Consider the following 20,001-nt stretch of genomic DNA (forward strand, 5'->3'; position numbering starts at 1 on the left):
GCCCCAACCATTTCCTGTCGAACTTCCTTTCACCCGCATGGCTCCTAACTGGTAACTCCAAACCGGCGCCCATGCCATGGACCTCGTTATCGCCCGCCCCGAAGGCCTCTACTGCCCGCCCGGTGATTTCTACATAGACCCTTGGCGGCCGGTGGACCGCGCCGTGATCACCCATGGCCACGGTGACCATGCACGCACCGGCAATGGCCATTATCTGACCGCCAGCCCCGGCGCCGGTATCCTGCGCAGCCGCCTGGGCCAGGGTATCAATTTGCAGACCCTGCCCTATGGCGAGCGCCTGATACACCACGGTGTGACCCTGAGCCTGCACCCGGCCGGGCATGTGCTGGGCTCGGCGCAGGTGCGCCTGGAGCATCAGGGCCAAGTCTGGGTCGCCTCTGGTGACTACAAGGTAGAGCCCGATGGCACCTGCACCCCCTTCGAACCGGTGCCGTGCCACACCTTTATCACCGAATCGACCTTCGGCCTGCCGATCTACCGCTGGCCAAGCCAGGGTGAGATCTTCGCCGGCATCAATGCCTGGTGGCGGGCCAACAGCGAACAGGGCAAGGCCAGCGTGCTGTTCTGCTACGCCTTCGGCAAGGCCCAGCGCATTCTGCATGGGCTGGACCCCAGCATCGGCCCGATCCTCGTGCATGGCGCCGTCGAGCCGCTCAACCGGGTGTACCGGGACGCCGGCATACACCTGCCGCAGACCCACTATGCCGGCGATATCCCGCGCAACGACCCTTTGCTGCGCCAGGCGCTGGTCCTGGCACCACCCTCGGCCGGTGGCAGCAGCTGGATGCGCCGCTTCGGCGAGTACAGCGACGCCTTCGCCAGCGGCTGGATGCTGTTGCGCGGCGCCCGCCGACGGCGCGGCGTGGACCGGGGCTTCGTGCTCTCGGACCATGCCGACTGGCCCGGCCTGCTGTGGGCAATCGGCCAGACCGGCGCCGAACGGGTGATGGTTACCCACGGCTCGGTCAATGTGCTGGTGCGCTACCTCAACGAACAAGGCCTTGATGCCCGCGCCTTCGCCACCGAGTACGGCGACGAGGACGACGTCGCCACTACCGAACCTGCACCATGAAAGCCTTCGCCACGTTGTACCTGCGCCTGGACGCGACCACGTCCAGCAATGCCAAGCTTGAGGCCCTGCGCGACTATTTCGCCAGTGCCCCCGCCGAGGATGCGGCCTGGGCCGTGTACTTTCTGGCCGGCGGGCGCCCGCGCCAGCTGGTGCCCACGCGCGTGTTACGCGAACAGGCAACGGCACAGGCCGGGTTGCCGGACTGGCTCTTTGAAGAAAGCTACCAGGCAGTAGGTGACCTGGCCGAAACCATTTCGCTGTTGGTGCCCGTACACGCCGATGGCAGCAATGAAGGCCTTGCCACCTGGGTGGAGCAATATTTGCTGCCGCTGCGCGTGCTATCGCCTGAGCAGGTTCAGCAGCGCCTGCAGCCGCTGTGGGCGCAGCTGGACCGCCCCAGCCTGATGCTGTGCCTGAAGCTGATCACGGGCAGTTTTCGCGTGGGCGTGTCCAAGCTGCTGGTCACCCGCGCCCTGGCACAACTGGCCGGGCTGGACGCCAAACGCATCGCCCAGCGGATGGTCGGCTATACCGATATCAGCCACCGTCCAACAGCGGCCAGCTACCAGAGGCTGGTTGCAGCCGAGTCGGCCGATGAACACAGCCAGCGCGGCGGCCAGCCCTACCCGTTCTTCCTGGCGCACCCGCTGCAAGCGCCAACGGAACAGTTCGACACACTGCTTGGGCCGCCAAGTGCCTGGCAGATCGAGTGGAAATGGGACGGCATCCGCGCCCAAGTGGTCAAGCGCGAAGGCCAACTGTGGGTTTGGTCGCGTGGCGAAGAGCTGGTTACCGAACGCTTCCCCGAGCTGCACAGCCTGGCGCAGACGTTACCCGATGGCGTGGTGCTGGATGGTGAAATCCTGGTATGGAAGCCAGGCGATACCCCCGCTGAACTGGCCGTCCAGCCTTTTGCCCTGCTACAGCAGCGCATCGGGCGCAAGACGCTGGGCAAAAAATTGCTGAGCGATGCCCCGGTGGTGCTGCAAGCCTACGATCTGCTGGAGTGGCAAGGCGAGGACTGGCGCAACCGGCCGCAGCACGAGCGCCGCTGGCAACTGGAACGGTTGGTGGAAGACCACCCACTGGCCCCGGTGCTGCTGTCGCCCCTGCTTGATGGCCCGGACTGGGCCGACCTCGCCCGCCAGCGCGAGCAATCACGCAGCCTGGGTGTCGAGGGCCTGATGCTCAAGCAACGTGAAGCCTTGTACGGCGTTGGGCGCACCAAGGACATGGGCACCTGGTGGAAGTGGAAGATCGACCCGTTCAGCGTCGATGCCGTGCTGATATACGCCCAGCGCGGCCACGGCCGGCGGGCCAGCCTGTACAGCGACTACACCTTCGCCGTGTGGGACGCACCGGCCGGCACCCAGGGGCGCGCACTGGTGCCCTTTGCCAAGGCCTACTCCGGGCTCAGTGACGAAGAAATGCGCAAGGTCGACGCCATTATCCGCAAGACCACGGTGGAAACCTTCGGCCCGGTGCGCAGTGTGACGCCGACGCTGGTGTTCGAACTGGGCTTCGAAGGCATCGCATTATCGAAACGCCATAAAAGCGGCATCGCCGTGCGCTTTCCGCGCATGCTGCGCTGGCGGCTGGACAAGCCGGTGGAAGAGGCGGATGACCTGGCGACCCTGCAGGCATTGCTGGCCTGAGGCAGTTTCGGCCCCCGGAGGGCCTTTTCGCGGGCATGCCCGCGAAGAGGCCAGCACGGTGATCGAGGCGCAAGCGATGGAGGCGCAAGGCCAAAAACTATGCTTCTATCTTTGTGCCGACCCGTGTCGCAGACCGTATTCGCCACGCATCCAGGACCACCATGCACCATTCAACACACGACCTGCTCTCACCCGTTCCGGGCATCACCCGCCAACTGCACAGCTTTCACTTCGGCCCCCGCGGTGGTGGCAAGGTCTATATACAGGCCTCGCTGCACGCCGACGAGCTACCGGGCATGCTGGTGGCCTGGCACCTCAAACGCCGCCTGGCGGACCTTGAACAACAAGGCCGCCTGCAACGTGAAATCATCCTGGTACCGGTGGCCAACCCGGTCGGCCTGGAGCAAGTGCTGCTGGATGCGCCACTGGGGCGCTTCGAACTGCAAAGCGGCGAGAACTTCAACCGCAATTTCGTCGACCTGTCGGACAGCATCGGCGACCAGATCGAAGAACACCTGGCCCAGGACCCGGCCCACAACATCGCACTTATCCGCGAATACCTGCGCCGTGGGCTGGACGCACACCCGGCCCGCACACCCCTGCAGGCCCAGCGCCTGATCCTGCAGCGGCTGGCCTGCGACGCCGACATGGTGCTGGACCTGCACTGCGATTTCGAGGCGGTCGAGCACCTGTACACCACTCCAGACGCCTGGCCGCAGATCGAGCCGCTGGCCCGCTACCTGGGGGCCCAGGCCAGCCTGCTGGCCACCGACTCGGGCGGACAGTCGTTCGACGAATGCTTCAGCCTGGTCTGGTGGCAGTTGCAGCAACGCTTCGGCAAGCGCTTCCCGATTCCGCTGGGCTGCTGCTCGGTGACCGTCGAGTTGCGCGGCCAGGCGGATGTTTGTCATGACCTGGCCAGCAAGGATTGCCAAGCGATAATCAACTTCCTGACCCACGCGGGTGTAATCGAAGGCGCCAGCCCCTCCTTGCCAGCATTGCTCCACCCCGCCACGCCGCTGGCCGCTGTGGAACCGGTGTCGACGCCACTCGGCGGCTTGCTGGTGTATCACGCCAAACCCGGTCAGCACCTGGAAGCCGGCCAGTTGATCGCGGAAATCATCGACCCGCTCAGCGACCGGGTGACCGCAGTGCGTAACAGCCAGCCGGGCCTGCTGTACGCCCGCAGCGTGCGGCGCATGGCAACGGCTGGCATGGTCATCGCCCATGTGGCCGGCGAGCAGGTGTGCCGCAGCGGCTATCTGCTGGGCAACTGATTCGGTAAAACCATTGCCCCTGGCGGATGGTCTGTAGAAGCACACCCTTCGACGGACCACTGCCTCATGCCCGCCGCCACCGACCTTGCCAATGCCTGGTTCGCCAAACGAGGGTGGAAGCCGTTCGCTTTCCAGCGACGCGTGTGGGCAGCTGTCGAGCGTGGTGAGTCTGGCCTGCTGCACGCCAGCACCGGCGCCGGCAAGACCTACGCCGTGTGGCTCGCCGCGCTTCGCGCTTTCAAGCCCAAGCCCCAGGGCAGCCAACCTGTGCCCTTGCAGGTGGTGTGGGTCACGCCCATGCGGGCCTTGGCCGCCGACACTGCGCGCGCCTTGCAGGCGCCGCTCGATGAGCTTGAACTGCCCTGGCGTGTAGGCGTGCGCAGCGGCGACACCGGCAGCGCCGAACGCGCCCGGCAAGCACGGCGCCTGCCCAGCGTGCTGGTCACCACCCCCGAAAGCCTGACATTGCTGCTGACCCGGGCACAGGCGCGCGAAGATTTCGCCACGCTGCGCCTGGTGGTGGTGGATGAATGGCACGAACTGCTGGGCAACAAGCGCGGTGTACAACTGCAACTGGCGCTGGCCCACCTGCGCCAGTGGCACCCCGACCTGCCCACCTGGGGCCTCTCTGCCACGCTTGGCAACCTGCAACACGCGCTGGAGGTGCTGTTGCCGCAAGGCGGCCTGCTGGTGCAGGGCCGCCAGGACAAGGCGCTGCAGGTCGATACCCTGCTGCCGGCGGCAATAGAGCGCTTCCCGTGGGCCGGCCACATGGGCCTGAAGATGCTCGACCAGGTCAGCCAGGAGATCGATGCCAGTGCCAGCTGCCTGGTGTTCACCAATACCCGTGCCCAGGCCGAACTCTGGTACCAGGCCCTGCTTGAAGCCCGCCCCGACTGGGCAGGGCTGATTGCCTTGCACCATGCCTCGCTGGCCCGGGAAACCCGAGACTGGGTCGAGCGCAGCCTCAAGCAGGGCAGCCTGAAGGCAGTGGTCTGTACGTCCAGCCTGGACCTGGGCGTGGACTTCCTGCCGGTGGAGCGGGTGCTGCAAATCGGCTCGGCCAAGGGCATTGCCCGCCTGATGCAGCGGGCTGGCCGCTCCGGCCATGCACCGGGGCGGCGTTCGCGCATAACCCTGGTGCCCACTCACAGCCTGGAACTGGTGGAAGCCGCAGCGGCGCGCCAGGCACTTGCGGCCGGGCACATCGAAGCGCGCGTCTCGCCACGGCTGTGCATGGACGTGCTGGTGCAGCATTTGGTCAGCATGGCCCTGGGCAGTGGCTTTGACGCCGAACAGCTACTGGCCGAAGTGCGCAGCACCTGGGCGTTCGCCGCATTGCGCGACAGCCAGTGGCAATGGGCCCTGGACTTCGTCTGCCGCGGCGGCGGCTCACTCAGCGCCTACCCGGACTACCAGCGTGTCGAACGCCAGGCCGATGGCATTTACCGGGTCGCCAGCGAGCGCCTGGCGCGGCGCCATCGCATGAGCATCGGCACCATCGTCAGCGATGCCAACCTGCAACTTAAATATTGGTCCAAGGGCGGCGGGGGCAAGACATTGGGCAGTGTTGAAGAGGCATTCATTTCACGCCTGCGGCCCGGCGATACGCTGGTATTTGCCGGGCGCGTGCTGGAACTGGTGCGCGTGGAAAACATGACGGCCTATGTGCGTCGCAGCACTGCGCGCAAGGCTGCGGTGGCCCGCTGGAATGGCGGGCGCATGCCGCTGTCGAGCGAACTGGCCGACGCGTTGGTCGAACAGCTCGATGCCGCAGCCCATGAACGCTTCGACGGCCCTGAGATGCGTGCGGTGCGCCCGCTGCTGGCGCTACAGGCCCAATGGTCAGCGTTGCCCACCACCGGCACATTACTGGCCGAGACGTTCAAATCCCGCCAGGGCTGGCACTTGTTCCTGTACCCGTTTGCCGGGCGCATGGCCAACCTGGGCCTGGCCAACCTGATCGCCTGGCGGGTCAGCCACGTGCAGCCACTGTCGGTGTCCATTGCTGTCAACGATTACGGGTTCGAACTGCTCAGCCCCGGTAACGTGGACTGGGCGGCGCACTTACCTCAGGCGCTTGCAACCGGGCAACTGCTGGAAGATGTGCTGGCCAGCCTGAATGCGGGAGAAATGGCGTTGCGGCGCTTTCGTGAGATCGCCCAGATTGCCGGACTGGTGTTTGGCGGGTACCCGGCGGCGCAAAAAAGCACCCGACAGATCCAGGCGTCCAGTGGGCTGTTCTACGAGGTTTTCCGCAAGCATGACGCCGGGAATCTGCTGCTGGGTCAGGCGCGGGATGAGGTGCTGAGCGAGGAGCTGGAAATCGAACGGCTGCATCGGCATTTGCTGAAAATGAACGGCCTGCAACTGGATTTGCGTATGTTGAAACGGCCAGGGCCGTTGGCGTTTGCCTTGCTGGTGGAGGGCATGCGCGAGACCCTGAGCACCGAAAAACTGGCGGACCGCATTGCCCGGATGGTCGCCGAGCTTGAACGCGCGGCAGGCGGGCCAGAATGACCCATCAGCCCATCGAGCACTGCGGTCAGACGCTTTGGCTGCTTGCCGACAAGGCCATCTACTGGCCTGCTCGCCGGGCCTTGCTGGTTGCCGACCTGCACATCGGCAAGGCCGCCAGCTATCGCGCCCTGCATCAACCAGTACCGCGCGGCACCACCGCAGCGACCCTCGCCCGCCTAGACGCCCTGCTGGCAGCGCACGACTGCGAGCAACTCATCGTCCTTGGCGACTTTCTCCATGCGCGCACCGCCCGCGCACCCGCAACGCTGGCCAGGCTTCAGGTGTGGCGGGAGCGGCATGAGCACCTGCATATCGTGCTGATACGCGGCAACCACGATCGCAACGCTGGCGATCCACCCGCCTCGCTGCGCATTGAAGTACAGGACGAACCCTGGATACTGGAGCCGTTTGCGCTACAGCACGAGCCCCGGCCCCACACGATGCACCCGGTGCTGGCAGGCCATGTACACCCGGCATTCGTCCTGCGCGGGAAGGCCCGTCAGCGCGTGCGATTGCCATGCTTCCTGATCGATGAAGGCGTCAGCCTGCTACCGGCATTCGGAGAATTCACCGGCGGCTGGACAATTGCACCCTGCGCAACCGGCCGGATATACCTGGCCGGCGCAGGGCGGGTCTGGGCGCTGTAACGGTGCTCAGGCTACAGGCGCTGGCGGCGGCTCGTCCGGCAACGTTGGCTCACCCGGCTCCATGGGTTGCGTTTCACCCGGTTCCGGTGGCTGTGGCGTATCGGGATCAGGCTGATGGGGCACGCCCCCCGCCTGCATCGGCAGCGGGTGCGCCAGCAGTGACCAGGGCAACAACCCGATGTGGTTTGGCTGCAGGCCTGCCAGCTTGGCACTGATTGCGGGATGGAGTTTCATTGGCGGCTCCTGACGAAGGCCGATGCACATCATGCGCACCGGCATTACTGCGTTGGAGTGCCAAAGGCACGGGGAATTCCCCGCGTTTGTCGGGTCAGGTACGTGGCAGGGTAACGCCGCGCTGGCCCTGGTATTTGCCGCCACGGTCCTTGTAGGACACTTCGCACTCTTCGTCAGACTGCAGGAACAGCATCTGTGCCACGCCTTCGTTGGCGTAAATTTTTGCCGGTAGCGTGGTGGTGTTGGAGAACTCCAGCGTCACATGGCCTTCCCACTCTGGCTCAAGCGGGGTGACGTTGACAATGATGCCGCAACGGGCATAGGTGCTCTTGCCCAGGCAGATGGTCAGCACGTCACGCGGAATGCGGAAGTACTCGACGGTGCGGGCCAGGGCGAAGGAGTTCGGCGGGATGATGCACACGTCGCTCTTGATATCGACGAAGCTGCCGGCATCGAAGTTCTTGGGGTCGACGGTGGCCGAGTTGATGTTGGTGAAAACCTTGAATTCGTCGGCGCAGCGCACGTCGTAGCCGTAGCTGGAGACACCGAAGGAAATGACCCGGCTGTCCTGTTCGCCGCGCACCTGGCGCTCGACGAACGGTTCGATCATGCCGTGTTCCTGCGCCATGCGGCGAATCCACTTGTCCGATTTGATGCTCATGGCGGGGGTGTCCTGAAGAGTTGCGTGGTAAAAATCGTGATCCGCATCTTACCGGTCCCGGCGCCCAGGTTAAAGTTCTATGCCGCATCCCGCGCCAAGCGGAGGCTGCAGCCACCGTCGATCCGAATTTGCCTAATGCATCCTCAGACCATTGGCAGGTTGCGGAAAGTGGGGTAAGGTGGCGCCACTGTGCTGCACGTGACACCGAGAATCTCTAGTTTGATGCACGATCCTGATCGGCCCATCGCTGAATTTTCTGCTCTCTTTGCGCTCAGTCCCGGGCAGGGTTTTTCCTGACCGTTCTTAAATTGTCCAAGGAGACAGAAAAATGTCCAACCGTCAAAACGGTACCGTTAAGTGGTTCAACGATGAAAAAGGCTACGGCTTCATCACCCCTCAGTCGGGCGACGACCTGTTCGTGCACTTCAAAGCCATCCAAGCTGACGGCTTCAAAACCCTGAAAGAAGGCCAGGCTGTTACTTTCGTCGCTACCCGCGGCCAGAAAGGCATGCAGGCTGAAGAAGTTCAGATCGCCTAAGTCGATCTCGCTTCCTGGCTTTCAAAAAAACCCGCCTTCTGGCGGGTTTTTTTATGCCTGTGTAGGAGCGACCTTGTGTCGCGAAGGGGGGCGAAGCACCCCCCAAGATATGTGATCCAACCAAATACTGCTGGGGCCGCTTTGCGGCCCTTTCGCGACACAAGGCCGCTCCCACAGGAAATGCGTCAGTCTTCGCTGATGGTAATGCTCGGCATCGCCGGTGCCGCCGCTTCTTGCAAGACGATCCGTGCACCCACCTGGCGGGCCAGTTCCTGATAGACCATGGCAATCTGGCTTTCCGGCTCGGCAATCGCCGTGGGCTTGCCGCTGTCGGCCTGCTCGCGGATCAGCATCGACAACGGCAACGATGCCAGCAGGTCGACGCCATACTGGCTCGCCAGCTTCTCACCACCGCCTTCGCCGAACAGATGCTCGGCATGACCACAGTTGGAACAGATATGCACGGCCATGTTCTCGACCACGCCGAGCACCGGGATGTTGACCTTGCGGAACATCTCCACACCTTTCTTGGCATCCAGCAATGCCAGATCCTGCGGGGTGGTAACGATCACAGAGCCGGCCACCGGCACCTTCTGCGCCAGGGTCAGCTGGATATCGCCGGTACCCGGCGGCATGTCGATCACCAGGTAATCCAGGTCGTCCCATGCGGTTTGGGTCACCAGTTGCAGCAGCGCACCAGAGACCATCGGGCCTCGCCAGACCATCGGCGTATTGTCGTCGGTGAGGAACGCCATGGACATGACTTCCACACCATGGGCCTTGATCGGCACAAACCACTTCTGGTCACGGATCTGTGGGCGGGTGCCTTCAGCAATACCGAACATCACGCCCTGGCTTGGGCCGTAGATGTCGGCATCGAGAATACCCACGCGCGCGCCTTCGCGGGCCAGCGCCAAGGCCAGGTTGGCCGCGGTGGTCGACTTGCCTACCCCACCCTTGCCCGAGGCCACGGCAATGATGTTCTTGACGTTGGCCATGGCCGGTACCTGGGCCTGGGCCTTGTGCGCGGCCACCTGGCAATCGATCGACACCTGGGCGCTGCTGACGCCCTCGAGGTTGCCGATGGCGGTCTGCAGCACCTGGGCCCAGCCGCTCTTGAACAGCCCGGCGGCATACCCCAACTGCAATTGCACGCTGACCTGCGCGCCCTGGATATCAATGGCGCGCACGCAACCGGCGCTGACCGGGTCCTGGTTCAGGTAGGGGTCGGTGTACTGGCGAAGCACGCCTTCGACGGCGGCACGGGTGACGGCACTCATGGAGACTCCCATTGGCAAACTTGATGTAGAACAGGCGCCTATCCTAACCCGTCAATCGTCAGCAGATGCGCATGCGGGGTGAAATATCTTCGCCGGCCCTTTATAGTGGCCGATCACCCTCATTTTTACCCCGTAGCCAGATAAGTAGCCGAGCCACCATGTCCGAGCCACGTCAGATTCTCGTCACCAGCGCCCTGCCCTATGCCAATGGATCCATCCATCTTGGCCATATGCTCGAGTACATCCAGACAGACATGTGGGTCCGCTTCCAGAAAATGCGCGGCAACCAGTGCATCTATGTCTGCGCCGACGACGCCCACGGCTCGGCCATCATGCTGCGTGCCGAAAAAGAAGGCATCACGCCGGAACAGCTGATCGCCAACGTCCAGGCCGAGCACAGCGGCGACTTCGCAGACTTCCTGGTGGAGTTCGACAACTTCCACTCCACCCACAGCGAAGAAAACCGCGAACTGTCGAGCATGATCTACACGCGCCTGCGTGAAGCCGGGCACATCGCCACCCGTTCGGTGACCCAGTATTTCGACCCGGAAAAGGGCATGTTCCTGGCCGACCGCTTCATCAAGGGTACCTGCCCCAAGTGCGCGGCCGAAGACCAGTACGGCGACAACTGTGAAAAATGCGGCGCCACCTACGCGCCTACCGAGCTGAAGAACCCAAAGTCGGCGATTTCCGGTGCCACCCCGGTACTGCGTGATTCGCAGCACTTCTTCTTCAAGCTGCCCGACTTCCAGGCCATGCTGCAGCAGTGGACCCGCAGCGGCACCCTGCAGGATGCGGTGGCCAACAAGCTGGCCGAATGGCTGGATTCCGGCCTGCAGGAGTGGGATATCTCCCGTGACGCGCCGTACTTCGGCTTCGAGATCCCGGGCGAACCGGGCAAGTACTTCTACGTGTGGCTGGACGCGCCAATCGGCTACATGGCCAGCTTCAAGAACCTGTGCGCACGCCGTCCCGAGCTGGACTTCGACGCCTTCTGGAAGGAAGACTCAAAGGCCGAGCTGTACCACTTCATCGGCAAGGACATCGTCAACTTCCACGCCCTGTTCTGGCCCGCCATGCTCGAAGGCGCCGGCTTCCGCAAGCCGACCGCGGTCAACGTGCACGGCTACCTGACCGTCAATGGCGCCAAGATGTCCAAGTCGCGCGGCACCTTCATCAAGGCCCGCACCTACCTTGACCACCTGCAGCCGGAATACCTGCGTTACTACTACGCAGCCAAGCTGGGCCGTGGTGTCGACGACCTGGACCTGAACCTGGAAGACTTCGTGCAGAAGGTCAACTCCGACCTGGTGGGCAAGGTAGTCAACATCGCCAGCCGCTGCGCCGGGTTCATCCACAAAGGCAATGAAGGCGTGATGGTGGCCGGCGATGCCGCACCGGAGCTGACCGAGGCCTTCCTGGCCGCTGCCCCGTCTATCGCCGAAGCCTACGAAGGCCGCGACTTCGGCCGCGCCATGCGCGAGATCATGGCGTTGGCCGACCGCGCCAACGCCTGGATCGCCGACAAGGCACCGTGGTCGCTGGCCAAGCAGGAAGGCAAGCAGGATGAAGTGCAGGCCATCTGCGCCCAGGGCATCAACCTGTTCCGTCAGCTGGTGATCTTCCTCAAGCCCGTGCTGCCCGTGCTGGCCGCCGACGCCGAGGCCTTCCTCAACGTTGCCCCGCTGGCCTGGAACGACCACCTGTCGCGCCTGGAAAACCACCAGCTGAACCCGTTCAAGGCACTGATGAGCCGCATCGAACCGGCCAAGGTCGAAGCCATGGTCGCAGCCAGCAAGGAAGACCTGCTGGCCGCCGAAGCCAAGGCCCCGGCCGGCAATGGCGAGCTGACCAAGGACCCGCTTTCGGCAGAAATCGAGTTCGACACATTCGCTGCCGTTGACCTGCGCGTGGCACTGATCGTCAAGGCCGAAGCCGTATCCGGCGCCGACAAGCTGCTGCAACTGACCCTGGATATCGGTGACGAGCGCCGCAACGTGTTCTCCGGCATCAAGTCGGCTTACCCCGACCCGTCCAAGCTGGAAGGCCGCCTGACCATGATGGTTGCCAACCTCAAGCCACGGAAGATGCGCTTTGGCGTGTCCGAGGGCATGGTCATGGCCGCCGGCCCTGGCGGTGAAGAAATCTACCTGCTGAGCCCGGACAGCGGCGCCAAGCCAGGCCAGCGCATCAAGTAACGCCCCTGCCCCGGCCCTCGTGCCGGGGCAGTTCCTTCTGCGCCTTGCTTGCCGGACAACCACCCTGATTCCCGGCTATCGTCATCTCATGAGCGACTACATCCTGGTCCTGATCAGCGCGGCGCTGGTCAATCACCTGTGCCTGCTAAAACCGTCAGCCCCCAGGCTGCACTTGCATGTGCACGGCCTGGCCTGCGCGCTGTGCATTGCGCTGGGCGTGATCGGTGCCCAGTTGCTGGTGCGAGGGGTGCTTGCCCCGTTGCACATCCAAGACCTTGCCCTGTTCGTGCTATTGCCCTGGCTGGCATTGCTGGCATGGGGTGTGCCGTGGCTGCTGGCCAAATGGCGCCCGACCTGGCCCGTGACGGGGTTGCCAGGCCTACTCTTGAGCAATGCCGTAGCGCTTGGGCTGGCGCTACAGCAGGCCAGCGACGACAGCACGTGGCCCGCCATTCTGCTGCAAGCCTTGCTGGCCGGTGGTGGCTTCTGGCTGGCGCTGGTCTTGTTCACTGACCTGCGCCAGCGCAGTGCCCATGCCGATATCCCCGGCGTGCTGCGCGGCCTGCCTATCGAATTGATCGGTGCCGGGGTAATGGCCATGGCATTTTCCGGCTTCAATGGGTTGTTTGCACAATGAACACCAGCCCCGACCCGCGACTACGCACCAGCATGGGCCTGGTCTTGCTGGCCTGCATACCTGGCCTGCTGACACTGCTGTGGCTGCACGGCTGGGGTTTGCTGGTAAACCTGTTGCTCTGCGCCAGTGCCGCCATACTGTGCGAAACCCTGCTGCTTGCAATGCGCGGGCAACCGCCGAAGCCGGCGCTGAGCGATGGCAGCGCACTGGTGACAGCCATCTTGCTGGCGTGCGCCCTGCCCACCCTCACCCCTTGGTGGTTACCTGTGGTCGCCACCAGCGTTGCCATCGGCATCGGCAAGCAAGCGTTTGGCGGTGTCGGGCGCAACCTGTTCAACCCGGCCATGGTAGGTTATGCCTTCGTATTGCTGAGCTTCCCGTTGCAGATGAACCATTGGCCAGGGCCTGCACCTGGCCTGCTGGAAAGCCTGCAGCAGGTGTTTACAGGTGGTCAGCACATTGATGCCTGGGCTCGGCCTACGCTGCTCGACGGCCTGCGCCACAATCGCAGCCTGACCATTGACGAGCTGTTCGCCAGTCATCCGGGCTTCGGCAGTATTGGCGGCAGGGGCAGTGAATGGGCCAACCTGGCGTTCCTGCTTGGCGGCCTGTTCCTGCTGCAGCGCAAGGTGATCAGCTGGCACGCGCCTGCGGGCTTGCTGGCAGGGCTATTCGTGTTCAGCCTGTTGGGCTGGAACGGTTCGGGGTCGGACTCCAACGGCTCCCCCTTGCTGCACCTGTTCTCTGGGTCAACCATGCTGGCGGCGTTCTTCATTGCTACCGAGCCCGTCTCCGGCCCCAAGAATGAATGGGCCAGGTTGTGCTTCGGCCTGGGAGCCGGGCTGCTGATCTACCTGATTCGCACCTGGGGCAACTACCCGGATGGCACGGCATTCGCCATCTTGCTGATGAACCTCATGGCACCGAGCCTTGAGCGCCTGGCCCTGCAGCGCCAGCAGGCCCCCCGATGAACCGCCTTGCGCGTGACGCAGGCCTGCTGCTGCTGACCGGGGCACTGGCTGTGTCTGCCACGCTGACCTGGCGACATTGGACCAGTACCGCCATCGTCAGCGCCGAGAAGCGACTGCAAAGCCGCCAGCGGCTGGCGGTGCTGCCTGAAGGCAGTTACGACAACCAGCCACTGGACAGCCCCCTGCCAAGGCCCGCCGCCCAGCGGCCAAACAGCCGGATCCTGGCAGCTTACCGGGCCACCCGAGCCGGCGAGCCCACCGCAATCATCCTGATCACCCAGGCCCAAGGTTATGTCGGGCCGATCGTGCTGAGCATCGCCATCGCCGCCGACGGCCGGCTGATCGGTAGCCAAGTGGTCGAGCAACAGGAAAGCCCGGGGTTGGGCGCACGCCTGGGAGACCCACAGGTGCACTGGCTGGAGCAGTTTGACAACCGTCAGTTGGGCGACCACTGGGCGCTGAAGCGGGACCAGGGCGACTTTGACCAACTGGCCGGCGCAACCGTGACCTCACGGGCCGTGATCACGGCACTACAGGAGGCCCTGAGCTACTTCGATGAGCAGCGCAGCACGCTGCTGGAGGTCACCCCGCATGAATAGCGTCTACTGGCTGGCAGCAAGCCTTGTGCCCATGCTCGGTGCCACCGTAACGCTGCGCGAGGGCGCCGCCATCGGCGTGTGCGCGATCGTGATGGTTAGCCTGCACCAGGTGTTGCTGGCACCCTTGCGCCAGCGGCTGGCCAACTGGGCGTACGTGCTGGCGAGCCTGTTGCTGTTGGCCGCCCTGGCAAGCTGCCTGCAACTGGCCTTGCGTGCGTGGCTGCTGCCACTGGCCATAGCCCTGGGCCACTATCCAGCGCTGCTTTGCCTGCCATGCCTGGCTTACGACCACCTGTTGCCTGATCAGGGCCGCTGGCGCCTGCTCGTCAGGCACCTTGGCGCTGTGCTTGGCATCTGCATGCTGCTCGGCGCCAGCCGCCAAGGGTTGGCTGAGCTGACCGGCCTGCACCTGGCCAGCCTGGCCCCCGGCGCGCTGCTACTGCTCGGACTGCTGCTGGCCTTGTACAATCGCCTGCGTCCGGGCCCTGCCCACCCACGTCGTCAAGGAAAGCTCTGATTTCATGAATGCCGCCAAACGCCTGGAGATCTTTCGCAGGCTGCACGAAGACAACCCCGACCCCAAGACAGAACTGGCCTACACCACCCCGTTCGAACTGCTGGTCGCCGTGACGTTGTCTGCGCAATCCACTGACGTCGGCGTCAACAAGGCCACCGCCCGCCTGTTCCCCGTCGCCAACACCCCCGAGGCCATCCATGCCCTGGGCGTTGAAGGCCTGAGCGAATACATCAAGACCATCGGCCTTTACAACAGCAAGGCCAAAAACGTCATCGAAGCCTGCCGGATGCTGATAGAGCAGCACGGCAGCGAGGTGCCGCAAACCCGCGAAGCGTTGGAGGCACTGCCCGGCGTGGGCCGCAAGACCGCCAACGTGGTGCTTAACACTGCCTTTCGCCAGCCGACCATGGCGGTGGATACCCATATATTCCGGGTCAGCAACCGCACGGGCATCGCGCCAGGCAAGACGGTGCTGGAGGTGGAGAAGAAACTGGTCAAGTTCGTGCCAAAGGATTACCTGCTCGACGCCCATCACTGGTTGATCCTGCATGGGCGCTATGTGTGCCAGGCCCGCAAGCCAAGGTGTGGCAGTTGCCGGATCGAAGACTTGTGCGAATACAACCACAAGACCAGTGACGATTGAGCCGATAGCTCAAAACCACTCGCGGCGATTGAAAAAATCTTTTTTACCAGCGTCTGCTTTCTGGTTATAAGGACGGCCAATGGCCCCTTGGCTTGGAGCGACTCATGAGCACCGATAAAGACGACCTGTCGATCGAAGATGATTTTGTTGCCACAGAGGATGAAGCGGAACCCCAGGTGGAAAGCGCCAAGACCAACCTGAGCAAACGCCGCACCATCGACAACATGCTGGAAGAACGGCGCCTGCAAAAGCAACTGGCCGATTTCGACTACGACCTGTAGCGCTGCTCGGGAGCCCTGGCAAAGCCTCCTGACGGGAGGCTTTGCGGCCTGGCAGTCAGTTAAGACCTTGCCGCTGCGCCAGTTCGATGAGGTCAACCAGCGACCGCGCATTGAGCTTGAGCAACAGCCGGGACTTGTAGGTACTGACCGTCTTGTTGCTGAGGAACATGCTGTCGGCAATTTCCTTGTTCGAGCGCCCCCGCGCCAACTGCTGCAACACGGTCATCTCGCGCGCTGAAAGACGGTTGACCATATCCGTCTCGCTCCCCCCTCCCCTGCCACGCGACGCATGCAAGGCCTGGTTGGGGAAGTAGCTATACCCTGACAACACGGCCTTGATGGCGCTGAGCAATTCGGTGAGTTCCTGCTGCTTGCACACGTAACCCGATGCCCCCGCCTGCATGCAGCGCATCGAGAAGTTGCCGGGGGCCTGCGACGTCAGTACCAGGACTTTGCTCCCCGGGCTGAACGTTGCCATGCGCGCGATCACCTCCAGGCCATCAAGCCTGGGGATGCCAATATCCAGTACCACGATATCCGGCAGGTGTTGCCGTGTGAGTTGCAGTGCAGCCACCCCGTTGTCGGTTTCCGCCACCACGTCATACCCATGCCGCTCCATCAGCATGCGCACGGCCAGGCGTATGACCGGATGATCATCCACGATAAGCACTTTATTCATGCGATATCCATTGATTCATTGTTTTTGCTTTGGCACGCCACGATAACCGACAGGGCGTCCGATGGCGCGGCGAATTCCCAGCGAAACTGATGAGCAGATGAAACTTACAAAACTTACGGAAATTTCCTACAAATAATTACTGCAGTTGTAATAACTAAATTCTTTATCACCAAACTGACGGTATCACCCGCCCGCAATTTCGCACCAGTTGAAAAACTGACGCCCACTTGAAGAAATCTCCAACTCAAACACGCTGAAAAATCAAGGCAACCAGGCTATTCGGCGATGAGTTCTCACCCGGAAACCAGTCCAGTCTTTAGTTGAGTTCAACGGTCAGGTATAGATGGGCAAAACCGCTGGAGACGGCCCAAATGACCCAAGCACAACCTGTCGCCCCGCTGACGATCATTGCCATCTTCGCGGGGATCATCGAAGCCTCCGCGCTCGCGACACTGCCGTTTCTCAGCGAGTCCAGCCAAAAACTCTACACCTGGTTTCTGGTGGGCTTCCCGTTTTTTCTCACAGCACTGTTCTTCCTGACGCTCAATTTCAACTACAAGTCGTTCTACAGCCCATCGCCCGGCAGAACGACGGATGACAACATGCCGATCCCCAACAACGTGGCCACTCCTGCCATGACCAACAGTCCCCACGAAGCGACCAAGGGCGAGCCAGTCACGTTCATGTTTTCCGGCCCCGACGCCAACCGCATGATGGAACAGCAACTCCTGTCTGCACTAGCCCACCCCCCCGTACCAGCGCGTACCTGGCGCTTTTGCAATCTGGACAGGCGGCAATGTGCGCAGCTGTCGATCAGCGCACTCGAGGGCAACGTCGTGAACGACGAGCGCTAAAAGCCCGGACGTTTCTGCAGCCAGAAAAAAACCCCGGCCTGAGCCGGGGTTTCTACGACACGTGCCAGCAATCAGAGCAGCGAACGGCCCTTGTTGGCAGCAATGCGCATGCGCAGTGCGTTCAGCTTGATGAAGCCGGCCGCGTCTGCCTGGTTGTAGGCGCCGCCATCTTCCTCGAAGGTCGCGATGTTGGCATCGAACAGCGAGTCGTCCGACTGGCGGCCGACCACGATCACGTTGCCTTTGTACAGCTTCAGGCGTACCACGCCATTCACGTTGACCTGCGAAGCGTCGATCATCTGTTGCAGCATCAGACGCTCCGGGCTCCACCAGTAGCCGGTGTAGATCAGGCTGGCGTACTTCGGCATCAGCTCATCTTTCAGGTGAGCGACTTCGCGGTCCAGGGTGATCGACTCGATGGCACGGTGGGCCTTGAGCATGATGGTGCCGCCTGGGGTCTCGTAGCAGCCACGCGACTTCATGCCGACGTAACGGTTCTCGACGATGTCCAGGCGGCCGATGCCGTTGGCACCGCCGATACGGTTCAGGTCGGCCAGGACGGTGGCCGGAGTCTTCTCGACGCCATCAATCGCAACGATGTCACCGTTACGGTAGGTGAGCTCGATGTAGGTCGCCTGGTCCGGGGCGTTCTCAGGCGAGACGCTCCAGCGCCACATGTCTTCTTCGTGCTCGGTCCAGGTATCTTCCAGGACACCGCCTTCGTAGGAGATGTGCAGCAGGTTGGCGTCCATCGAGTACGGCGACTTCTTCTTGCCGTGGCGCTCGATCGGGATGCCGTGCTTTTCGGCGTAGTCCATCAGTTTTTCGCGGGACAGCAGGTCCCACTCACGCCACGGGGCGATGACCTTGACGCCTGGTTTCAGGGCGTAGGCACCCAGCTCGAAACGCACCTGGTCGTTGCCTTTGCCGGTGGCGCCATGGGAAATGGCGTCAGCGCCGGTTTCGTTGGCGATTTCGATCAGACGCTTGGCGATCAGCGGGCGGGCGATGGAAGTACCCAGCAGGTACTCGCCTTCGTATACGGTGTTGGCGCGGAACATCGGGAACACGAAATCACGCACGAATTCTTCGCGCAGGTCGTCGATGTAGATCTCTTTAACACCCATTGCCTGGGCCTTGGCACGGGCCGGCTCGACCTCTTCGCCCTGACCCAGGTCAGCGGTGAAGGTCACCACTTCGCAGTTGTAGGTATCCTGCAGCCACTTGAGAATCACCGAAGTATCAAGGCCGCCGGAATACGCCAGTACGACCTTTTTTACGTCCGCCATGCCATCACTCCACGGGGTTGTACGGAAAGGGATCGATTCTAACGACCTTGCGGATAAATTTACAGTGGGGCGACAGCTTCTGACGACAAAGCGACAGGAACTGTCGGAAGGGCGACGGGTGTATGCATGACCATCTCTAGCGCCTGTGAGATCGAGCGCCGCCCGCGCGGCGCTTCGCAGCACAAGGCTGCTCCTACAGTTGTTTCCGGCCAGTCACGCCTGTGCCTGAGCACGCGAACGCCTTGTTCGCCTGGCACGATATCGATGTGGACGCCAAGGCGCAGCGCTGCAACTTCAGGAATAACTGGCCCGAAACAGATGTAGGAGCAGCCTCGTGCTGCGAAGCGCCGCGCGGGCGGCGCTCGATCTCACAGGCGCTGGAAATGTCGTGGCAAACACCTGGAGCCACACCGATCTCAGGGCGCCTTCGCCCCCGGCGCGGCAGCAGCCGGTTTGGCTGGGGCTGGGGCCGGGGCGGCAGGCGCCGCTGGCTCAGCCGGTTTTTCCACAGGTTTCTCAACCACCGAAACCCGATCCAGCTCGATATTCACCCGGCGATTGCGCGCCCGGTTGGCAGCGCTGTTGTTCTTCACCAACGGGTACTGCTCGCCATGGAAGCGCACCGTGATCTGGTCTTCAGCCAAGCCATGGGCCTTGAAGTAGTCAGCCACCGCCAGCGCGCGACGGCGCGACAGGTCACGATTGGTCAGGCGGTTGCCACTGTTGTCGGAGTGGCCGTTCAGCTCGATGTGGTTTACCGTCGGGTCGGCTTTCATGTAATCCAGGATCACATCCAGCCGTGCACGTGCCGACGCGTCCAGATCGGTGCCGCCACCCGGGAAGCCCACTTGGGTCTGGCGCACCTGATCGTAATTCATAGGCAGCAGCTTGCTGGCACAAACCTGGTAGTCGCTGTAGGCCTTGGCAAAGCTGACCGGCAGCACGCGCACTTCCATCGGCCTGCCGGCCTCACCGGTGTAGTTGCGCACCACTGTGCTGCGCCCGTCGAGCAAGCCGTTGATCAGGCGGCTGGCCTGGCCTTGGGAGGAACTGAACAGCACTCCGGTGCGGGCCATGCGCACACTGCCCAGGTTGATATCACCCCGCCCAGGCTGCCACGGCGCCGCCGCCGCCAGCAGGCTGGCCGTACCTGCACCCAGTACGTTGCTGTCCGAACGCAGCTGGAACACAGGTTGTTCACCTGCCCGACGCACGAACTCGCCGCTGCCAAAACCTTCTATTGGCTGGATAAGACGGCACTCGAACTGGTCACCCTCGACCTTCCAGGCAATGTTCTCCATGCGCGTCTGGAAAGTCAGTGCGCCGGCCGGCAGGCTGGCGAACAGGGTCAACAGGGTTAGGTAACGCTGGCGCACGGGCGGCTCCACTAATTCTGACGGCTTACCTGCAGGCTATCGGACGCCTGCC

20 protein-coding genes are annotated in these 20,001 nt (G+C 63.0%); 14 read left to right on the forward strand and 6 right to left on the reverse strand.

Annotation, left to right across the window (positions count from 1 at the left end; all coding sequences use genetic code 11):
* Nucleotides 1-76: 76 nt before the first annotated feature.
* The 5 genes from SB765_RS08690 to pdeM all read left to right on the forward strand — a co-directional run bounded on the left by SB765_RS08690 (nt 77) and on the right by pdeM (nt 7,192).
* Nucleotides 77-1,093 carry a ligase-associated DNA damage response exonuclease gene (locus SB765_RS08690; RefSeq protein ID WP_084966543.1) on the forward strand — a complete coding sequence of 339 codons (1,017 nt, stop codon included), beginning with the start codon at nt 77-79 and terminating at the stop codon, nt 1,091-1,093.
* Nucleotides 1,090-2,748, forward strand: coding sequence for an ATP-dependent DNA ligase (locus tag SB765_RS08695; RefSeq protein WP_410931200.1), 1,659 nt, complete (start codon nt 1,090-1,092; stop codon nt 2,746-2,748). The genes SB765_RS08690 and SB765_RS08695 overlap by 4 nt, the downstream gene beginning before the upstream one ends.
* 161 nt (nt 2,749-2,909) lie before the next feature.
* Entirely contained in the window at nt 2,910-4,025 is a 1,116-nt protein-coding gene (locus SB765_RS08700; RefSeq protein ID WP_341796613.1) for a succinylglutamate desuccinylase/aspartoacylase family protein, read from the forward strand.
* A 66-nt stretch (nt 4,026-4,091) separates the two neighbouring features.
* Complete coding sequence (locus SB765_RS08705) at nt 4,092-6,545, forward strand: ligase-associated DNA damage response DEXH box helicase (RefSeq protein ID WP_410931201.1); 2,454 nt, start codon at nt 4,092-4,094, stop codon at nt 6,543-6,545.
* On the forward strand, nt 6,542-7,192 hold the full coding sequence (gene pdeM / locus SB765_RS08710) for a ligase-associated DNA damage response endonuclease PdeM (protein ID WP_410910957.1): 651 nt from the start codon (nt 6,542-6,544) through the stop codon (nt 7,190-7,192). The genes SB765_RS08705 and pdeM overlap by 4 nt, the downstream gene beginning before the upstream one ends.
* 6 nt (nt 7,193-7,198) lie before the next feature.
* On the opposite strand, the gene SB765_RS08715 is transcribed toward pdeM, so the two are convergent.
* Together SB765_RS08715 and dcd are read right to left on the reverse strand one after the other, a co-directional pair.
* Nucleotides 7,199-7,426 carry a hypothetical protein gene (locus SB765_RS08715; protein WP_016498226.1) on the reverse strand — a complete coding sequence of 76 codons (228 nt, stop codon included), beginning with the start codon at nt 7,424-7,426 and terminating at the stop codon, nt 7,199-7,201.
* Between the two features lie 94 nt (nt 7,427-7,520).
* Nucleotides 7,521-8,087 (reverse strand): dCTP deaminase, encoded by a 567-nt coding sequence (gene dcd / locus SB765_RS08720; RefSeq protein WP_003258001.1) that lies wholly within the window; start codon nt 8,085-8,087, stop codon nt 7,521-7,523.
* A 328-nt stretch (nt 8,088-8,415) separates the two neighbouring features.
* Here dcd and SB765_RS08725 point away from each other — a divergent pair, with 328 nt between their 5' ends.
* Complete coding sequence (locus SB765_RS08725; protein ID WP_012273869.1) at nt 8,416-8,625, forward strand: cold-shock protein; 210 nt, start codon at nt 8,416-8,418, stop codon at nt 8,623-8,625.
* Between the two features lie 185 nt (nt 8,626-8,810).
* Here the strand turns inward: SB765_RS08725 and apbC are convergent, their stop codons facing one another.
* A complete protein-coding gene (apbC, locus tag SB765_RS08730) occupies nt 8,811-9,905 on the reverse strand; it encodes an iron-sulfur cluster carrier protein ApbC (RefSeq protein WP_341796616.1) in 1,095 nt (364 codons plus the stop codon).
* 158 nt (nt 9,906-10,063) lie between these two features.
* Here apbC and metG point away from each other — a divergent pair, with 158 nt between their 5' ends.
* From metG to SB765_RS08765, 7 genes are all read left to right on the forward strand, one after another.
* Nucleotides 10,064-12,103: a methionine--tRNA ligase gene (metG, locus tag SB765_RS08735; RefSeq protein WP_410931202.1), complete on the forward strand. Its 2,040-nt coding sequence runs from the start codon at nt 10,064-10,066 to the stop codon at nt 12,101-12,103.
* Nucleotides 12,104-12,191: 88 nt separating this feature from the next.
* Nucleotides 12,192-12,740 carry an Rnf-Nqr domain containing protein gene (locus SB765_RS08740; protein WP_341796617.1) on the forward strand — a complete coding sequence of 183 codons (549 nt, stop codon included), beginning with the start codon at nt 12,192-12,194 and terminating at the stop codon, nt 12,738-12,740.
* On the forward strand, nt 12,737-13,711 hold the full coding sequence (locus SB765_RS08745; RefSeq protein WP_410931203.1) for an RnfABCDGE type electron transport complex subunit D: 975 nt from the start codon (nt 12,737-12,739) through the stop codon (nt 13,709-13,711). Before SB765_RS08740 ends, SB765_RS08745 begins: the two co-directional genes overlap by 4 nt.
* Nucleotides 13,708-14,310, forward strand: coding sequence for an RnfABCDGE type electron transport complex subunit G (locus SB765_RS08750; RefSeq protein ID WP_410931204.1), 603 nt, complete (start codon nt 13,708-13,710; stop codon nt 14,308-14,310). The genes SB765_RS08745 and SB765_RS08750 overlap by 4 nt, the downstream gene beginning before the upstream one ends.
* Nucleotides 14,303-14,827: an Rnf-Nqr domain containing protein gene (locus SB765_RS08755; RefSeq protein ID WP_410931205.1), complete on the forward strand. Its 525-nt coding sequence runs from the start codon at nt 14,303-14,305 to the stop codon at nt 14,825-14,827. The genes SB765_RS08750 and SB765_RS08755 overlap by 8 nt, the downstream gene beginning before the upstream one ends.
* 4 nt (nt 14,828-14,831) lie before the next feature.
* Nucleotides 14,832-15,470: an endonuclease III gene (nth, locus tag SB765_RS08760; RefSeq protein ID WP_410931206.1), complete on the forward strand. Its 639-nt coding sequence runs from the start codon at nt 14,832-14,834 to the stop codon at nt 15,468-15,470.
* A 104-nt stretch (nt 15,471-15,574) separates the two neighbouring features.
* Nucleotides 15,575-15,751 (forward strand): PA3496 family putative envelope integrity protein, encoded by a 177-nt coding sequence (locus SB765_RS08765; RefSeq protein ID WP_016498218.1) that lies wholly within the window; start codon nt 15,575-15,577, stop codon nt 15,749-15,751.
* A gap of 55 nt (nt 15,752-15,806) precedes the next feature.
* On the opposite strand, the gene SB765_RS08770 is transcribed toward SB765_RS08765, so the two are convergent.
* Entirely contained in the window at nt 15,807-16,430 is a 624-nt protein-coding gene (locus SB765_RS08770; protein ID WP_016488774.1) for a response regulator transcription factor, read from the reverse strand.
* A gap of 371 nt (nt 16,431-16,801) precedes the next feature.
* Here SB765_RS08770 and SB765_RS08775 point away from each other — a divergent pair, with 371 nt between their 5' ends.
* A complete protein-coding gene (locus tag SB765_RS08775; protein ID WP_341796620.1) occupies nt 16,802-17,284 on the forward strand; it encodes a hypothetical protein in 483 nt (160 codons plus the stop codon).
* A gap of 71 nt (nt 17,285-17,355) precedes the next feature.
* Here the strand turns inward: SB765_RS08775 and SB765_RS08780 are convergent, their stop codons facing one another.
* Both SB765_RS08780 and SB765_RS08785 read right to left on the reverse strand, forming a co-directional pair.
* The gene (locus SB765_RS08780; protein WP_341796621.1) at nt 17,356-18,573 is read right to left on the reverse strand and encodes an argininosuccinate synthase; all 1,218 of its coding nucleotides are present in this window, start codon (nt 18,571-18,573) and stop codon (nt 17,356-17,358) included.
* A 416-nt stretch (nt 18,574-18,989) separates the two neighbouring features.
* Nucleotides 18,990-19,949: a flagellar protein MotY gene (locus SB765_RS08785; RefSeq protein WP_410931207.1), complete on the reverse strand. Its 960-nt coding sequence runs from the start codon at nt 19,947-19,949 to the stop codon at nt 18,990-18,992.
* Nucleotides 19,950-20,001 lie beyond the last annotated feature (52 nt).

This window comes from Pseudomonas sp. SIMBA_067, from assembly GCF_046534675.1.
Classification (GTDB): Bacteria; Pseudomonadota; Gammaproteobacteria; order Pseudomonadales; family Pseudomonadaceae; genus Aquipseudomonas; species Aquipseudomonas putida.

What these genes read in the sequence shown, in the direction of transcription:
- dcd (WP_003258001.1), bottom strand. Translation starts at nt 8,087, where the DNA reads ATGAGCATCAAATCGGACAAGTGGATTCGCCGCATGGCGCAGGAACAC.
- nth (WP_410931206.1), top strand. Translation starts at nt 14,832, where the DNA reads ATGAATGCCGCCAAACGCCTGGAGATCTTTCGCAGGCTGCACGAAGAC.
- SB765_RS08695 (WP_410931200.1), top strand. Translation starts at nt 1,090, where the DNA reads ATGAAAGCCTTCGCCACGTTGTACCTGCGCCTGGACGCGACCACGTCC.
- metG (WP_410931202.1), top strand. Translation starts at nt 10,064, where the DNA reads ATGTCCGAGCCACGTCAGATTCTCGTCACCAGCGCCCTGCCCTATGCC.
- SB765_RS08705 (WP_410931201.1), top strand. Translation starts at nt 4,092, where the DNA reads ATGCCCGCCGCCACCGACCTTGCCAATGCCTGGTTCGCCAAACGAGGG.
- SB765_RS08700 (WP_341796613.1), top strand. Translation starts at nt 2,910, where the DNA reads ATGCACCATTCAACACACGACCTGCTCTCACCCGTTCCGGGCATCACC.
- SB765_RS08765 (WP_016498218.1), top strand. Translation starts at nt 15,575, where the DNA reads ATGAGCACCGATAAAGACGACCTGTCGATCGAAGATGATTTTGTTGCC.
- SB765_RS08740 (WP_341796617.1), top strand. Translation starts at nt 12,192, where the DNA reads ATGAGCGACTACATCCTGGTCCTGATCAGCGCGGCGCTGGTCAATCAC.
- SB765_RS08780 (WP_341796621.1), bottom strand. Translation starts at nt 18,573, where the DNA reads ATGGCGGACGTAAAAAAGGTCGTACTGGCGTATTCCGGCGGCCTTGAT.
- SB765_RS08725 (WP_012273869.1), top strand. Translation starts at nt 8,416, where the DNA reads ATGTCCAACCGTCAAAACGGTACCGTTAAGTGGTTCAACGATGAAAAA.
- pdeM (WP_410910957.1), top strand. Translation starts at nt 6,542, where the DNA reads ATGACCCATCAGCCCATCGAGCACTGCGGTCAGACGCTTTGGCTGCTT.
- SB765_RS08745 (WP_410931203.1), top strand. Translation starts at nt 12,737, where the DNA reads ATGAACACCAGCCCCGACCCGCGACTACGCACCAGCATGGGCCTGGTC.
- SB765_RS08715 (WP_016498226.1), bottom strand. Translation starts at nt 7,426, where the DNA reads ATGAAACTCCATCCCGCAATCAGTGCCAAGCTGGCAGGCCTGCAGCCA.
- SB765_RS08690 (WP_084966543.1), top strand. Translation starts at nt 77, where the DNA reads ATGGACCTCGTTATCGCCCGCCCCGAAGGCCTCTACTGCCCGCCCGGT.
- SB765_RS08770 (WP_016488774.1), bottom strand. Translation starts at nt 16,430, where the DNA reads ATGAATAAAGTGCTTATCGTGGATGATCATCCGGTCATACGCCTGGCC.
- SB765_RS08750 (WP_410931204.1), top strand. Translation starts at nt 13,708, where the DNA reads ATGAACCGCCTTGCGCGTGACGCAGGCCTGCTGCTGCTGACCGGGGCA.
- SB765_RS08775 (WP_341796620.1), top strand. Translation starts at nt 16,802, where the DNA reads ATGACCCAAGCACAACCTGTCGCCCCGCTGACGATCATTGCCATCTTC.
- SB765_RS08755 (WP_410931205.1), top strand. Translation starts at nt 14,303, where the DNA reads ATGAATAGCGTCTACTGGCTGGCAGCAAGCCTTGTGCCCATGCTCGGT.
- apbC (WP_341796616.1), bottom strand. Translation starts at nt 9,905, where the DNA reads ATGAGTGCCGTCACCCGTGCCGCCGTCGAAGGCGTGCTTCGCCAGTAC.